Origin of the sequence: Streptomyces sp. NBC_00080, from assembly GCF_045041255.1 — a bacterium.
Lineage (GTDB): Bacteria > Actinomycetota > Actinomycetes > Streptomycetales > Streptomycetaceae > Streptomyces > Streptomyces coriariae.
Genome location: NZ_CP108235.1, coordinates 2331277 through 2346305, shown reverse-complemented (window position 1 = coordinate 2346305; position 15029 = coordinate 2331277). Strand labels below are relative to the sequence as shown.

General features: G+C 71.8%; 13 protein-coding genes. 10 read left to right on the top strand and 3 right to left on the bottom strand.

Translation table 11 applies throughout. The features are described 5' to 3' along the window. Positions 1–66 precede the first annotated feature (66 nt). Complete coding sequence (glgX, locus tag OHU34_RS10260) at positions 67–2175, bottom strand: glycogen debranching protein GlgX (RefSeq protein WP_142266690.1); 2109 nt, start codon at positions 2173–2175, stop codon at positions 67–69. Between the two features lie 197 nt (positions 2176–2372). On the opposite strand from glgX, the gene OHU34_RS10255 reads away from it, so the two are divergent. The 4 genes from OHU34_RS10255 to OHU34_RS10240 all read left to right on the top strand — a co-directional run bounded on the left by OHU34_RS10255 (position 2373) and on the right by OHU34_RS10240 (position 6784). Further along, the gene (locus tag OHU34_RS10255) at positions 2373–3194 is read left to right on the top strand and encodes a Tat pathway signal sequence domain protein (protein ID WP_142266691.1); all 822 of its coding nucleotides are present in this window, start codon (positions 2373–2375) and stop codon (positions 3192–3194) included. 75 nt (positions 3195–3269) lie between these two features. Then, the gene (locus OHU34_RS10250) at positions 3270–4613 is read left to right on the top strand and encodes a copper amine oxidase (RefSeq protein WP_230194349.1); all 1344 of its coding nucleotides are present in this window, start codon (positions 3270–3272) and stop codon (positions 4611–4613) included. Between the two features lie 71 nt (positions 4614–4684). Further along, positions 4685–5953: an SAV2148 family HEPN domain-containing protein gene (locus OHU34_RS10245; RefSeq protein ID WP_200839958.1), complete on the top strand. Its 1269-nt coding sequence runs from the start codon at positions 4685–4687 to the stop codon at positions 5951–5953. A gap of 108 nt (positions 5954–6061) precedes the next feature. After that, a complete protein-coding gene (locus tag OHU34_RS10240; protein ID WP_405765955.1) occupies positions 6062–6784 on the top strand; it encodes a 3'-5' exonuclease in 723 nt (240 codons plus the stop codon). A gap of 141 nt (positions 6785–6925) precedes the next feature. On the opposite strand, the gene OHU34_RS10235 is transcribed toward OHU34_RS10240, so the two are convergent. Next, a complete protein-coding gene (locus OHU34_RS10235; protein ID WP_142266694.1) occupies positions 6926–7789 on the bottom strand; it encodes a phosphotransferase enzyme family protein in 864 nt (287 codons plus the stop codon). Between the two features lie 175 nt (positions 7790–7964). Here OHU34_RS10235 and OHU34_RS10230 point away from each other — a divergent pair, with 175 nt between their 5' ends. Genes OHU34_RS10230 through OHU34_RS10220 form a run of 3 tightly spaced genes read left to right on the top strand, consistent with a single transcriptional unit; the run spans position 7965 to position 11013 of the window. Next, positions 7965–8900, top strand: coding sequence for a carbohydrate ABC transporter permease (locus tag OHU34_RS10230; protein WP_142266695.1), 936 nt, complete (start codon positions 7965–7967; stop codon positions 8898–8900). Next, positions 8897–9739: a carbohydrate ABC transporter permease gene (locus tag OHU34_RS10225; RefSeq protein ID WP_142266696.1), complete on the top strand. Its 843-nt coding sequence runs from the start codon at positions 8897–8899 to the stop codon at positions 9737–9739. Before OHU34_RS10230 ends, OHU34_RS10225 begins: the two co-directional genes overlap by 4 nt. Then, positions 9739–11013 (top strand): ABC transporter substrate-binding protein, encoded by a 1275-nt coding sequence (locus tag OHU34_RS10220; protein WP_142266697.1) that lies wholly within the window; start codon positions 9739–9741, stop codon positions 11011–11013. The genes OHU34_RS10225 and OHU34_RS10220 overlap by 1 nt, the downstream gene beginning before the upstream one ends. A 49-nt stretch (positions 11014–11062) precedes the next feature. Here OHU34_RS10220 and OHU34_RS10215 read toward each other — a convergent pair whose 3' ends face one another. Next, positions 11063–12031 carry a DUF3152 domain-containing protein gene (locus OHU34_RS10215; protein WP_405765950.1) on the bottom strand — a complete coding sequence of 323 codons (969 nt, stop codon included), beginning with the start codon at positions 12029–12031 and terminating at the stop codon, positions 11063–11065. A 140-nt stretch (positions 12032–12171) separates the two neighbouring features. On the opposite strand from OHU34_RS10215, the gene OHU34_RS10210 reads away from it, so the two are divergent. The 3 genes from OHU34_RS10210 to OHU34_RS10200 are packed head-to-tail and all read left to right on the top strand — an operon-like array spanning position 12172 to position 15025. Further along, positions 12172–12864 carry a response regulator transcription factor gene (locus OHU34_RS10210; protein WP_405765948.1) on the top strand — a complete coding sequence of 231 codons (693 nt, stop codon included), beginning with the start codon at positions 12172–12174 and terminating at the stop codon, positions 12862–12864. Positions 12865–12896: 32 nt separating this feature from the next. After that, positions 12897–14432: a HAMP domain-containing sensor histidine kinase gene (locus tag OHU34_RS10205; protein WP_230194345.1), complete on the top strand. Its 1536-nt coding sequence runs from the start codon at positions 12897–12899 to the stop codon at positions 14430–14432. After that, positions 14429–15025, top strand: coding sequence for a hypothetical protein (locus OHU34_RS10200; RefSeq protein WP_142266700.1), 597 nt, complete (start codon positions 14429–14431; stop codon positions 15023–15025). The genes OHU34_RS10205 and OHU34_RS10200 overlap by 4 nt, the downstream gene beginning before the upstream one ends. The last annotated feature ends 4 nt before the right edge of the window (positions 15026–15029 follow it).

Here is a 15029-nt window from a genome sequence, read left to right as displayed (position 1 = left end):
CCGTCCCGCCGCGTTTCGTGTCACATCCCCCCTCCCGGCGGGTCGCTCCCGTGGCGCACGGATCGGCTAGGTCGGCCGCTGGAGCACCGTCATGCTCCGGTCGACCAGCGTCAGCCGGGCCCCGGCCTGCACCTTCGGGCCCGTGCCCGGCGCCGGCGCCTCCGGGTTCCCGGTGTCCACCACCACCTGCCACTGCCGCCCGTGGTCGACCGGCACCACGAACTCCATCGGCTTGGCGGAGGCGTTGAACATCAGCAGGAAGGAGTCGTCGGTGATCCGTTCGCCGCGCGCGCCCGGCTCGGAGATCGCGTTGCCGTTGAGGAACACCGACAACGCGGACGCCTGTGCGCGGTCCCAGTCCCGCGGCGCCATCTCCTTGCCCTCGGGAGTGAACCAGGCGATGTCCGACAGTTCGTCGTGCGTGCCCTCCACCGGCCGACCGTGGAAGAAGCGGCGCCGCCGGAAGACGGGATGCTCCTTGCGCAGCCACACCAGCGCGCGCGTGAAGTCCAGCAGCTCGCTGCCCTCCTCGGGCCACTGGACCCAGGCCAGCTCGCTGTCCTGGCAGTAGGCGTTGTTGTTGCCCTTCTGGGTGCGTCCGAACTCGTCCCCGTGGCTGATCATGGGCACGCCCTGGGACAGCATCAGGGTGGCGAGGAAATTGCGCATCTGCCGGGCCCGCAGCTCCAGGACCCCGGGATCCTCGGTCGCGCCCTCCGCGCCGCAGTTCCAGGACCGGTTGTGGCCCTCGCCGTCCCGGTTGTCCTCTCCGTTGGCCTGGTTGTGCTTGTTGTTGTAGGACACCAGGTCGTGCAGGGTGAATCCGTCGTGGCAGGTCACGAAGTTGATGGAGGCCAGCGGGCGCCGGCCGTCGTCCTGGTAGAGGTCGGAGGAGCCGGTCAGCCGGGAGGCGAACTCGCCGACCGCGCGGGGCTCGCCCCGCCACACGTCCCGCACGGTGTCGCGGTACTTGCCGTTCCACTCGGTCCACAGCGGGGGGAAGTTCCCCACCTGGTAGCCGCCCTCGCCCACGTCCCACGGCTCAGCGATCAGCTTCACCTGGGACACCACCGGATCCTGCTGGACCAGGTCGAAGAACGACGACAGCCGGTCCACCTCGTGGAACTGACGGGCCAGCGTCGCCGCGAGGTCGAAACGGAACCCGTCGACGTGCATCTCCAGCACCCAGTACCGCAACGAGTCCATGATCATCTGGAGGACGTGCGGGGACCGCATGAGCAGGGAGTTACCGGTGCCCGTGGTGTCCATGTAGTAGCGGGGGTCGTCCGTCAGCCGGTAGTACGACTGGTTGTCGATGCCCCGGAAGGACAGCGTCGGGCCCAGGTGGTTGCCCTCGGCGGTGTGGTTGTAGACCACGTCGAGGATGACCTCGATCCCCGCCTCGTGCAGCGCCCGCACCGCCGACTTGAACTCCAGGACCTGCTGACCGCGGTCGCCCCAGGAGGCGTACGCGTTGTGCGGGGCGAAGAAACCGATCGTGTTGTAGCCCCAGTAGTTGTTCAGGCCCATGTCGACCAGCCGGTGGTCGTTGACGAACTGGTGCACCGGCATCAGCTCCAGGGCCGTCACCCCGAGCTCCGTCAGATGTTCGATGATCGCCGGGTGCGCGAGGGCCGCGTAGGTCCCGCGCAACTCCTCCGGCAGCCCCGGGTGGCGCATCGTCAGGCCCTTCACATGGGCCTCGTAGATCACCGTGTGGTGGTACTCGGTACGCGGCCTGCGGTCGTCGCCCCAGTCGAAGTAGGGGTTGACCACGACCGACGTCATGGTGTGGGGCGCCGAGTCGAGGTCGTTGCGCCGTTCGGGGGCGTCGAAGTGGTAGCCGTACACCTCCTCGCCCCACCGGACCGAACCGCTGATCGCCTTCGCGTAGGGGTCGAGCAGCAGCTTCGCCGAGTTGCAGCGCTGCCCGCGCGCGGGTTCGTAGGGGCCGTGCATCCGGAACCCGTACCGCTGTCCGGGCATGACGCCCGGCAGGTACGCGTGCCGGACGAACGCGTCGCTCTCGCGCAGTTCCACCGCCGTCTCCGAGCCGTCGTCGTGCAGCAGACACAGCTCTACTCGGTCCGCGGCCTCCGTGAAGACCGCGAAGTTCGTGCCGGCGCCGTCGTACGTGGCACCGAGGGGATACGCCTCTCCAGGCCAGACCTGCATGGACACGACTCTTTCAGGTGTCTCGCCCCGTCGGGGGCGCCTTGACGTCGAGTCTCCAGGAAAGTGAGGGAACCACCTGTGACTTACGCCCCTCTTACCCGACGACCAGTGCGCAGGACGACAGGTGACCCACGTCCTGCGCCGAACCAGTGGGGCAGAAACGTACTCCCGGGCAACAGGGGGAGTAGGGGGAATGTGTGCGCACGACAGTGCGCCGCCACCTGGGCAAGGTGGTGGCAGGTACGGCCATCGCGGTGGCCGCGACGGCCGTGATGGTGGGGATCACCCTGCCGGGTACGGCGGGGGCGGACGACACAGGAGGCGGCAAGGACGGGCAGAGCACCCGGCAGGCGGCCGGACGGCAGCAGGGCGACACGGCGGCGGCGGTACAGCCCGGTGTCGTCGAGGAGGCGCCCGCCGAGGGAACGAAGGGCGAGGGCCGCGACCCGCTCACCGACGACGAGATCACGCGGGTCGAGAAGATCGCGCTCAGCCGGCAGCAGTTCAACGCCAGTGAGGACGTGGACGGCGACCACGGCCCGCAGCGCCTCGGCGTGGACCTCGCCGAGCCCGCGGCCGACGAGGTGGACGACCCCGACGCGCCCCGGCGCGCGGTGGTGTCGTTCTACGACTACAAGGACGACGCGCTCGTCACCAAGACGGTCAACCTCGACACCGGCAAGGTCGAGGGCACCGGGACCCAGCACGGCGTCCAGCCGCCGCTCAGCGCCGCCGAGCAGACCGAGGCCGCGAGCCTGCTGATCGCCGACCCGCTCGGCGCGGGCCTGAAGGCCGACTTCAAGGACGCCACCGGCAAGCAGCTCACCTCACCGGGCCAGCTGCAGCTCGCGTCCATGATCTACCGGGCGGTGCCGGGCGCCGAGTCCGCCGTCCTCGACAAGTGCGGGGAACACCGCTGCGTCCGGCTGCTGCCGAAGGTCAAGAACGGCCCGTGGATCGACGCCCGGTCCCTGGTGATCGACCTCAGCACCCGCAAGGTCGCCCGGCTCACCGGCTGATCCGTGGCAGGCCCACCTCCACGTCCGTTTTCCGACCTGCTTCCCGGAGCGGGAGGCAAAGGGAGTCATGTCCTCATGCGTGTTCCGAATCTGATCGGCAACCTCCGGCCGGGCACCGGCCGTGCCCACAGGGGCGCGGCCGTCGGCCTGTGCGTGGCCGCGCTGGCCGCCGGCACGGCCGCCGGAGCCGGTCCGGCCGTCGCCCAGCCGAAGGCCGCCCCCGCGGCGGCCGCCGACTGCAGCGCCGCCTACCGCATCGAACAGAAGCTCGCCACCGGCACGACCTGGCGCATGTGCTGGCGCTTCGAGGCCAAGTCCGGCCTGGTGCTGGAGAAGGTCTCCTACCAGCCGCCCGGCGAGGCCAAGCCGATCAGGGTCCTCAACAGCGCCAAGATCGCCCAGATCCACGTGCCGTACGACGACGGCAAGAACGAGTACAACGACATCACCGACTACAACTTCGGCTCGGGCCTGGTCAACATGACGCCCGCGGAGTGCCCCGGCGGCACCATCAGGACGGTGAAGGTCCCGGAGTCCTTCTCCGACAACCCGAACGTCAAGGGCCTGTGCACCACGACCCGTTCGCGCGGCCACGCCTACCGCATGCAGGCCGACACCGGCAACAAGGTCTTCCAGGCCCAGGGCAAGGACCTGCTGATCTACACCGTCAACAAGGTCGGCTGGTACGAGTACATCACCGAGTGGCGCTTCTCCGACGACGGCGCCGTCAACATGAACGTCGGAGCCACCGGCAGCCTCTCGCCCTTCGACTACGACGCCGGCGACGGCCGCGGCTGGCCGATAGGCAAGGGCGCCAAGTCCTACGCCACCAGCCACAGCCACAACGTCTTCTGGCGCCTCGACTTCGGCCTCGACGGCTCCTCGGCCACCAAGGTCGAGCAGTACGACTCGGTGGTCAGCCCGCCCGCGGGCGGCCAGCAGGGCCCGACCGCCAAGACCACCCGCACGCCCGTCACCAAGGAACTCGCCGGCGACGCCCAGAACATGCGCTGGTGGCGGGTGGTCAGCGCGACCGGAAAGAACAAGGACGGCCACGCCCGGTCCTACGAGCTCGTCCCCGGCGCCACCACCAAGTACTCCGGGCGCAGGTTCACCCAGCACGACGTCTACTTCACGCAGTACAACCAGTGCGAGCAGTACGCCAGCAACAACGTCCGCGACTGCGGCAGCCCGCTGCACGGCGCCTCCGTCGACAAGTGGGTGAACGGACAGACCCTCACCCATCCCGTGACCTGGGTGAACGTGGGCTTCCACCACATCGCCCGGGACGAGGACCAGCAGCCCATGCCGGTCCACTGGCAGGGCTTCTCACTCGTCCCCAGGGACGTCACCGCTATGAATCCGCTCACTCCGTCCGCACTGGCCGGACAGAACGGACAGTCGAACAGCGGTAGTTGAGAAACGACCTGTCCATCCGGCTGCACCGCCCGCCGCTCCCGGAGTACCCTTCCTTGATCGTTGGGACGGGGATGCTCGGGGGAGCGGAAGGCGGTGCGCGGGTGGGCTCGGGAGGGCTGGAGCTGCCCCCTGGTGACGAGGGTCACGAGGGGGGCTCCGCAGACGTCCCGCCCGGCACGGTGTCCCTGGCCCGGCCGATGGAGACGAACGCCATCGGACCGGAGCTGGACTGGGACGCCGAAGCCTGGCGCGAGGTACGCACCCGCGCCCAGCGGGCCGGCCGGGCCTACATCTGGCTGAACCTCGTCGAGCAGCGGCTGCGCGCCGTCGTGGCCGCCGTGCTGCGGCCCATCTACGAACCCGTCCACGGCGACGAATGGGTGGTCGCCGCGGCCGGACCCGCCGGCCAGGAGTGGGTGCAGCGCGCGGTCGCCGTACGCGAAGTCAGCCGTCGCAAGGGCTACTTGCTGGACCCGGCCGACGACAACGTCATCTCCTTCCTCACGCTGCCGCAGCTGCGCGAGCTGATGGTGCAGCACTGGCCGTGCTTCGAGCCGTACTTCGACGACCGCAGGGACGTCGAACTCGCCCTGGACGAGCTGGAGGTGACCCGCAACGTCGTCTCCCGCAACCGGGCCCTGTCCGAGGCCGTCCTGGGTCAGGCCGAGCGGGCCTCCGCGCGCCTGCTGGAGATGCTCGGCACCAGCGGCGACGTGCCCTCGGCGCGCCGGCTGCGCGTCGACGCCGTCGAGGACCTCGTCGGCGACCGGTACGCGGACGTGGTCGCCGTCCACTCCGACCGGGTGCGGCTGCTGCGCCGGTTCCCCGCCGAGGACATCTTCGACGGCGCCCGCCGCCTCGACGCCATCGGCATCGGCCTCAACCTGCTCGTACAGAACTTCTCCGGCCGCCGTCTGGTCCGCCTCGCCGAGGCCGGTGCCCGCGTCCGGCTGCTCTTCCTCAACCCGGCCTCCAGCGCGGTCAAGCGCCGCGAGCGCGAACTCGGGATGAAGAGGGGCGAGTTGAGCCGCGCGGTGGAGATGAACATCCTGCACATGCGCCGGGTCCGGGCCCGGCTGCGCGACCCGGGCGCCTTCCAGATCCAGGTGTACGACGAGACGCCCCGCTTCACCGCCTACCTGGTCGACGGCGACGGCACCGACGGCATCGCGGTGATCCAGTCCTATCTGCGGCGGATGCGCGGCATGGAGGCGCCGGTGCTGGTGCTGCGCAACGGCAACCGAGTGGTCAAGTCGGGCGAGACGGACGATGGCGGACTTTTCTCCGCATACCGCGAGGAGTTCGAACTGGCCTGGGCGGACTCGCGGCCGGTGTCCTGAATCATCCGTTTGGGCGGGCGGGTAAGCGGAACGCGATCCTCTGATTGTCAGTGGTGCATGCGAGGGTGGAGACCACTGGGGGAAGCACCACCAAGAAGGGGGGCCACCATGGCCTGGTACCGGGAGCTGCTTGTCGGCTTCGACCTGGAGACGACCGGGACGGACCCGCGCGAGGCGCGCATCGTCACGGCAGCCGTGATCGAGGTCAGGGACGGGCAGGTCCTGGGACACCGCGAGTGGCTGGCGGACCCGGGCGTGGAGATCCCGGCGGACGCCGTCGCGGTGCACGGGATCAGCAACGAGCGGGCCGCCGGCGAAGGCGCCCCGGCCGACCGGGTCGCGGACGCGATAGCCGACGTCCTGGCGGGCTACTGGAACACCGGCGTCCCGGTCGTCGCCTACAACGCCGCCTTCGACCTGACCCTGCTCTCCGCCGAACTGCGACGCCACGGCCTGCCCTCGCTGCGCGACCGCCTGGGCGGCCTGGACCCGGCGCCGGTCGTCGACCCGCTCACCATCGACCGATCGGTCGACCGCTACCGGCGCGGCAAGCGCAACCTCGAGGCGGTCTGCGCCGAGTACGGCGTCCTTCTCGACTCCGCGCACGACGCCTCGGCCGACGCTCTCGCGGCGGCCCGCCTGGCCCGCGCGATAGCCGGCCGCCACCCCAAGGTCGCGGCCCTCGGCCCGGCGGAGCTGCACCGCCGCCAGATCGAGTGGTACGCCGAGTGGGCGGCGGACTTCCAGAACTTCCTGCGCCGCAAGGGGGACACGGACGCGGTGATCGACGGCGCCTGGCCGGTGCGGGAGCCGGCGGAGAAGACCGTCTGACGCGCCCGCGACCCGGGCCCCGGCCCGGCCGCCTTCACCGGCCGTCGGTCGGGGATCTGTCGGTCGGGGATCTGTCAGGCGGGGACCCGTCGGCGTCCTTCCCCAGCCGGGCGGCGGCCCGCCAGGCCCGCAGCACCCGGATCAGAACGGATACCACCGCACCGCCTCGTCCCCGTCCCGCAGCGACGCCACCCGACGCCGGAACTCCGCCAGCGCCTTGGGGTCGGCGGGCGCGTGCTGGGCGACCCAGGCGCAGCTCGCGGTCTCGCGGGCGCCCCGCAGGACCGTGCAGCCCGCCCACTCCCGCACGTCCCAGCCGTAGGCCTCGGTGAAGGCGTCGTAGGCCTCGGCGGGCAGCCCGTACCGGTCGCGGGAGAGCGCCATGACCACCAGGTCGTGCTCGCGCAGATCGGCCGAGACGGTCTCCAGGTCGACCAGGACCGGGCCGTCGGGCCCGATGTGCACGTTGCGGGGGAGCGCGTCGCCGTGGATGGGGCCGGGCGGCAGGTGCGGGGTGAGCGCGGCGGCGGCCGTGGCGAAGCCGTCCCGGCGCTCGCGCAGATACGCCGCGTCCGCCGGGTCGATCGCGTCGCCCGCGAGCCGCAGCCAGCGCTCGACCCCCGACAGCAGATCTCGCGCGGGCAGGCCGAAGCCGGGGGTGGGCAGCGCGTGCACCAGACGCAGGAGTTCGGCCAGATCCCGTGGCTCGGCGGGGCGCACCGGGTCGGGCAGCCGGTGCCACAGGGTCACCGGATGCCCCTCGACGAGCAGCGGCTCCGGCTCGGCGGCCCGCACCGCCGGGACACCCGCCCCGGCCAGCCAGGCGGCGACCTCCAGCTCGCGCCGGGCCCGGTCGAGGAGTTCGGCGTCACGGCCGACCTTCACCACCAGGTCACCGGCGGCGAACACCGCGTTCTCGCCCAGGGCGAGGAGCCGCGCGTCCGCCACCGGGCCCGGCAGTACGTCCGCCGCGCCGAGTACGTCCCGCGCCCGTGCCTCGTCCATCGTCCGCCTCCGTGTGGTGCACCGCCCGACCCTGCCGGACGCGTCGTGATCCGGCCATCCGACGGCCAGTGTCGCATTCGCACAGATCGGGCCGTGCGCACGGTCTCTTGACGGGGTACAGCACCTTCACGACCATGGCGGGGCCCGTCACAGCCGCGGGAAGGGGGCCGATCCGGTGTCGTTGGCGACCGAGAAGAGACGGACCGTGCGACGCGCGTCCGGCACCGGCCCGCCGCGCGGTACCACGGGCCACGGCGCGTGGTTCCTCGTCCTCCCCGCCCTGATCCCCGTGCTGGCCCTGAGCGTCGGCCCGCTGCTGTACGGGATCCTGCTGGCGTTCACCGACGCCCAGTCGGGCCGCACCGCGCCCACCCGGTGGATCGGCGTCCTCAACTTCTCCGACCTGCTGCACGACACGCTGTTCTGGGAGTCGTTCCGGATCGGCCTGGTCTGGGCGGTCGGGGTGACCGTCCCGCAGTTCCTGCTCGCCCTCGGCCTCGCCCTGCTCCTGAACGAGGACCTGCGGCTGCGCTGGCTGGCCCGCGCCCTCGCGATCGTCCCCTGGGCGATGCCGGAGGTCGTGGTCGGCGTCATGTGGCGGCTCGTCTACAACCCGGACGCCGGCATCCTCAACGAGACCCTGCGCGACCTGGGTCTGGGTGACGGACGGGACTGGCTCAGCGGGCTGGCGACCGCCTTGCCCGCGGTGATCGTCGTGGGCGTGTGGGCCGGCATGCCGCAGACGACGGTCGCTCTGCTCGCCGGCCTCCAGAACACCCCGAGAGAACTGCACGAGGCGGCCGCGGTGGACGGCGCGGGCTCCTGGCGCCGCTTCCGGACCGTCACCTGGCCCGCGCTGCGGCCCATCGCCCTCGCCATCACGGCCCTCAACTTCATCTGGAACTTCAACTCCTTCGCCCTGGTCTATGTGCTGACCAACGGCGGCCCCGGCGGCCGCACCCGGCTGCCCATGCTCTTCGCCTACGAAGAGGCCTTCCGCTACGGCCAGTTCGGCTACGCGGCGGCGATGGGCTGTGTGATGGTCGCGGTGATCTCGGTGTTCCTGGCCCTGTTCCTGGTGGGCCGGATCAGGGGAGGTGACGACGCGTGAGGACCTCTCCCGCGGCCCGGGCCGGCCGGGCCGCCCAGTACACGGCCCTGCTCGGCTACCTCGTCTTCCTCGCCTTCCCCTTCCTCTGGCTGCTCTCCGTCGCCTTCAAGCCCGCGCGCGAGCTGGGCAGCCTGCACCCCACCTGGATCCCGAAGCACCCCACCCTCGCCAACTTCCGCCAGGCGTTCGACGAACAGCCCCTGCTGCACGCCGCGTTCAACTCCCTGATCGCCGCGGTGAGCGCCGCGGTGATCGCCGTGGCCCTCGCCACCCCGATGGCGTACGTCATGGCCCGCCGGCGCACCCGGCTCGCGCGGGCCGCGTCCGGGTGGGTGGTGGTCAGCCAGGCCTTCCCGTTCGTGCTGGTGATCATCCCGCTGTTCCTGGTGCTGAAGAACCTGCGGCTGATCGACTCCGTGCCGGGGCTGGTGATGGTGTACGTGGTGTGGGCGCTGCCCTTCGCGCTGTGGATGCTCGTCGGCTACGTCCGGGCCGTCCCCGTCGAGCTGGAGGAGGCGGCCGCGATCGACGGCGCCGGGCGGCTGCGGACGCTGGTGTCCGTGACGGCGCCGTTGCTCGCTCCCGGGATCGTGGCGACGGGGCTGTTCGCGTTCGTCACGGCGTGGAACGAGTTCTTCTTCGCGCTGGTGCTGCTGAAGACCCCGGAGAAACAGACCCTGCCGGTCGTCCTGACCCACTTCATCGGCACGGAGGGCGTCGCCGACCTCGGCCCGCTGGCCGCCGCCGCCTTCCTCGCCACCCTCCCCTCGCTGGTCGTCTTCGCGATCGTCCAGCGCCGGATCACGGGCGGCATGCTCGCCGGGGCGGTGAAGAGCTGATGCGGACCAGAGCACTGATCGTGGCCGCCCTGCTGCTCCTCGCGGGCTGCACCGCCGACGGAGGGGACGACGACGGTCCCGTCACCCTCCGCTTCCAGTCCCTGGCCTGGCAGGAGGAGTCCGTCCAGGCCAACAAGGACCTGGTCAAGGAGTGGAACGCCACCCATTCCGAGGTCGAGGTCGAGTACGTGCAGGGGAGTTGGTCGAGCGTCCACGACCAGCTGCTCACCTCCTTCGAGGGCGGTGAGGCCCCCGACATCATCCACGACGCCTCCGACGACCTCGCCGACTTCGCCTACGGGGGCTACCTCGCCGACCTGACCGGACTGCTGCCCGCCCGCCTCACGTCGGACATCCCGCAGCGCAGTTGGGAGACGACGACCTTCGGCGACGGCGTCTACGGCGTGCCGTTCCTCCAGGAGCCGCGCGTCCTCGTCGCGAACGCGACCTGGCTGAAGCGCTCCGGGGTACGCATCCCGACCCCCGAACACCCCTGGAGCTGGGCGGAGTTCCGGCAGATCACGGAGCAGCTCAGCGGCGACGGCAAGTACGGCGTGGCCTGGCCGCTGAAGGAACCCGTCTCGGCCACCCTCAACCTCTCCCTGTCGGCGGGCGGACAGCTCTTCCACCGGGGAGCGGACGGAAAGGTCACCGTCCGCTTCGAGGCCGGCGACGAGGTCGTACCGCGCACCGTCCACGACCAGGTCGGCGCCGACCGCAGCGCCTCGCCCACGACGCTGGGCAGCGGCGGCTCGGACACCCTGCCGGGGTTCTTCGGCGGCCGCTACGCGATGGTCCCGCTCGGCTTCTCCTACCGTCAGCAGATCGTGCAGCAGGCGCCCGAGGGGTTCGACTGGCAGGTGCTGCCCGCCCCGGCGGGCGCCGACGGACTCGCCCAGGGGGTCAGCCCGCAGACGCTGTCCGTCGCCGAGGACAGCCCGCACAAGAAGGAGGCGGCGGCGTTCATCGACTTCCTGCTCCGGCCGAAGAACATGGTGCGGCTCGCGCTGGGCGACTGGATGCTGCCGACCGGTACGCGGGCCCTCGCCGACCCCGCCCTGCACACGACGAAGGACGACTGGGCGACCGGCACCGCTCTCGCCGAGCACCTGCGCCCGGCCCCCGCCCAGTCCGTCCGGGGCTATGCCGAGTGGAAGGACAAGGTCGCCACCCCCGCGTTCCAGGAGTACTACAGCGGGGCGATCGGTCTCGGTGACCTGCGCGAGCGGCTCGAGGAGGACGGCAACCTGGTGCTGGCGCGCTACCAGCGGTGACGGCGGCCTCTCCGCGGTGAAGGCGCGCTGCCGGCGGTGAACGGCCCCTTCAGGGAACGGCGGGACCGGTGACCGGCTGTCCCTGGTCGTCGTACGGCCAGACGTTGGGGACGCAGCCGTCCATGCCCTTGATCTGCTGCATCATCGCCGGGGCCGGCCTGCCCGGACCGGGACAGCCGACGTGGCCGTGGCCGAGGAAGTGGCCCACCTCGTGGTTGACGATCAGCGCGCGATAGGCGGTGACGTCCTTGGCGTAGACCGGGGTGGCCAGCAGCCAGCGCTTGAGGTTGACCATGACGTTGTCGGCCACACTGCAGTTGACCTCGCCGCCGGTGTCCAGTCCGTACTCCCCGCAGATCTTGTCCACGGTGCCGGGTGTCGCGACCCGTACGACGAAGTCGGTGGTCCCGCCGGAGACCCGCTGGAACGCCGAGTGCCCGTCCGCCGTCCAGCCGCGCCGGTCGCCCAGGACGATCTCCACCTGCCGGGCCACGACCGCTGCGGAAAGGGAGAGGCCGTCCTCGACGTCGACCCGGTAGCGCAGGGCCGTGCCCTTGCCCACCTTGGCGCTCGAGCCGGAGGCGGTGGTGAAGGTGCCCGGGCCCGAGGCCGGGATGTCCGACGCGGACGGTCCGGCGGGCGCGCTGCCGGATGCTCCGGCCGACGCGCCACCGGAAGCACCGCCGGACGCACTGCCGGACGACCCGGTGGACGGACCGGCCGACGGGCTGCCCGAGGCGCCTGCCGCGGCCCCGGAGCCGGCCGTCGGCCCGGTGGGCGCGGAACCGGACTCCCCGGATCCGCCCGGCTCGGCGGACGCGGTGGCGCGGCCCTCGGCCGAGGCCCCGCCCGCGTCGGCGGACGTCCAGCCCGCGGCCGCGAAACCGGCGGCGCCCAGTACGGCCAGCGCGGCCGCCCCACCCCACACCGAACCCTTCCGTACACGTCGGCCGGAGGCATGCGCGGGGCCGCTCCGACGGCGACGGACGGAGGGCGGAGTTGCTTTGTGCGCGGTCATGGTTGTTCAGATTGTGATCGCCATGTGATCGGATCTGGCCCAGACGGTAACGAAAGAGCAACGACTCGATCAGTTCCGTTTCATGTGATCATCCGGTAACAGTTCTCCGAACGGGCCGACGGCGTACGGATACTGAGTGCATGCCACGAGTTCTGCTGATCGAGGACGACCGCGCCGTGCGGGACGGCGTCGCCCTCGCGCTGCGCCGTCAGGGCCACGAGGTCGCCGCCGCCGAGACCGGGGAGGACGGCCTGAACCGGCTGCGGTCCTTCCGGCCCGACGTCGTGGTGCTGGACCTGATGCTGCCCGGCATGACCGGCCTGGACGTCTGCCGCAGGATGCGTGAACTGGACCAGACACTGCCGATCATCATGGCGACCGCGCGCGGCGACGACGAGGACATCGTTGTCGGTCTGGAAGCCGGCGCAGACGACTACGTGGTCAAGCCCGTCCCGGCCCGGGTGCTCCAGGCCCGGATCCGCGCCGTCCTGCGACGGGCGGCCGGCGTGCCCGCCGACGGCGGCATACCGAAGATCGACACCTACGGCGACCTGGCCGTCGACCGGGCCGGACTCTCGGTCACCCGGCAGGGGGAGCCGGTCGCCCTCGCCCCCTCCGAACTGCGACTGCTGCTGACCCTGTCGGCCTCGCCCGGCCAGGTGTTCAGCCGCCAGCAACTCCTCGAGGCGGTCTGGCAGCACAGCTACCACGGCGACGCGCGCCTGGTGGACGCCTGCGTCAAGCGACTGCGCGCCAAGCTGGGCGAACCCCCGCGCGAGTCCCGCCACATCCACACCGTGCGCGGCTTCGGCTACCGGTTCGCCTCCCGGTGAGGCCCCTGGGGACCCGACTCGGGGCGCACCGGATGCGTGGTCTGCGCGTGCGGCTGGTGGTGGCGTTCGCGCTGGTCGCCGCCGTCACCGTCACCACCACGGGCGCGCTCACCTTCCGGGAGGCGCGCACCGGAGTGCTCCAGCAGAGCCAGGACACCGTGATCGAGCTGCTGCGCACCCAGGTCACCCGGCTCGCCCCCGAACTCGTCCTGCCCGCCGGCCGGGACGAACTGCGCCGGTTCGCCGCCGAGGTGGCCGGCGCCGAGCCGTCGGGCGCCTGGCGCGTGCTCGTCGTCTACCGCGGGCAGGAGGCCACGTCCGTCCCCGACGACCCGTTCGAGGAGCTGACGCCCGCCCTGCGCGAGGCGGTCGACTCCCGGTCGGCCACCGTTTTCCAGCGGGTCGACCGCGCGGACCACACCGCCCTCGTCGTCGGCATGTCGGTCGCCTTCACCTCCACCGTGTCGAGCAGGTGGCCGCTGTCCGGCCTCCAGGTGTTCCTGACGGTGCCGCAGACCACAGAACAGGCCTATGTGGACGCCCTGGTGACCGCCGTGGAGCGGGCCGCCGTCCCCGCCCTGGCCCTCGCCGTCCTGCTCGCGCTGCTCGCCGCCCGCGGGGTGCTGCGGCCGGTACGCGCACTGCGCCACGCCACCCGCAGCATCGCCGAGGGCCGGCTGGACACCCGCCTCGCGGTCGACGGCTCCGACGAACTCGCCGAGCTGTCGCACACGTTCAACGAGACGGCCGCCGCCCTGGAGGAGTCGGTCGCCGAACTGCGCGGCATGGAGGCCCGGGCCCGGCGCTTCGCCGCGGACGTCTCGCACGAGCTGCGCACTCCGCTGGCGGCCATGTCGGCCGTCACCGACGTCCTCGACGAGGACGCCGCCGGCCTCGACCCGGACACCGCCACCGCGGTCCGGCTGATCAGCGAGGAGACCGTGAAGCTGGCCCGGCTCGTGGACGACCTGATGGAGATCTCCCGGTTCGACGCGGGCGCGGCCGTGCTCCATCCGGACGAGATCGACCTCGCCGAGTCCCTCCGGCGCACCCTCGCCGCCCGGGGCTGGACCGACACGGTCGAGGCCCGCCTGCCGGAGCCCGACGCGCTGCGCGGACGCGTCGACCCGCGCCGCCTCGACGTCGTCGTCGCCAACCTGGTCGGCAACGCCCTGCGGCACGGCGCCCGTCCGGTGCGGTTGAGCCTCCGCGAGGGCGGGGCCGCGGGCGAGGGGTCCGGCACCGGACGGCGGGCGGTCGTCGAGGTGCTGGACAGCGGGCCCGGGATCCCCGACGACGTGCTGCCTCATGTCTTCGAACGCTTCTACAAGTCGGACGCCGCCCGCTCCCGGACCGAGGGCAGCGGACTCGGGCTGGCGATCACCGAGGAGAACGTCCGGATGCACGGTGGCACGGTCCGGGCGGCGAACCGGCCGGAGGGCGGCGCCGTCTTCACGGTGGACCTCCCGCTGTGGCGGGACGAGCCGACGCGGGACGGCCCGATGCCGGACGAGCCGACGCGGGACGAGCCGACACAGGACGAGTCGGCCAGCGAGGAGCGAGCATGAGGGGCGTACGTCGAGTCGTGCTGCTGTGCGTCCCGGCACTGTGGACGCTGGTCTCCTGCGGTATTCCGGCGACCGGTGTGGTGGAGGCGGGCGGACCCGCGCACGGGCTCGTGCCGGTGTTGCGGGTCTACCTCGTCGAAAACGGTTCCCTGGTCGCCGTCCCCCGCAGGCCCGCCGGCGCGGTCGACGCCGAGTCGGCGGTGATGAACCTGCTCGAGGGCCCGACGGAAACGGAACGGGCGAAGCGACTGACCACGCTGTTGCCCCCGCTGACGGCCGCCCCGACATCCGCCCCGAAGCCCCTCGTGAGCGTGCCTCCCACCGCCGGTCCGTCCGCCGGTTCCGCCGCCGAGGCTGCCGCGTCGGCCGCCGTGGCGGTGAACGCGCGAAACGGCGTGGTGTCGATCCACCTGCGGTATGTCAGCGAGGAGTTGAGCGATCTCGCGACGGCGCAGCTGATCTGTACGGCAGCGGAGGCGCAGCGCACCACGGACACCGGCGCCGGCCTCGGCGCGGAGGCCGTGACCGTGAAGGTGACGAACGCGCGCGGGCTGAGTGTCGAGGGATCCGACGAGCGCTGTCCCGAGGACTGACCCG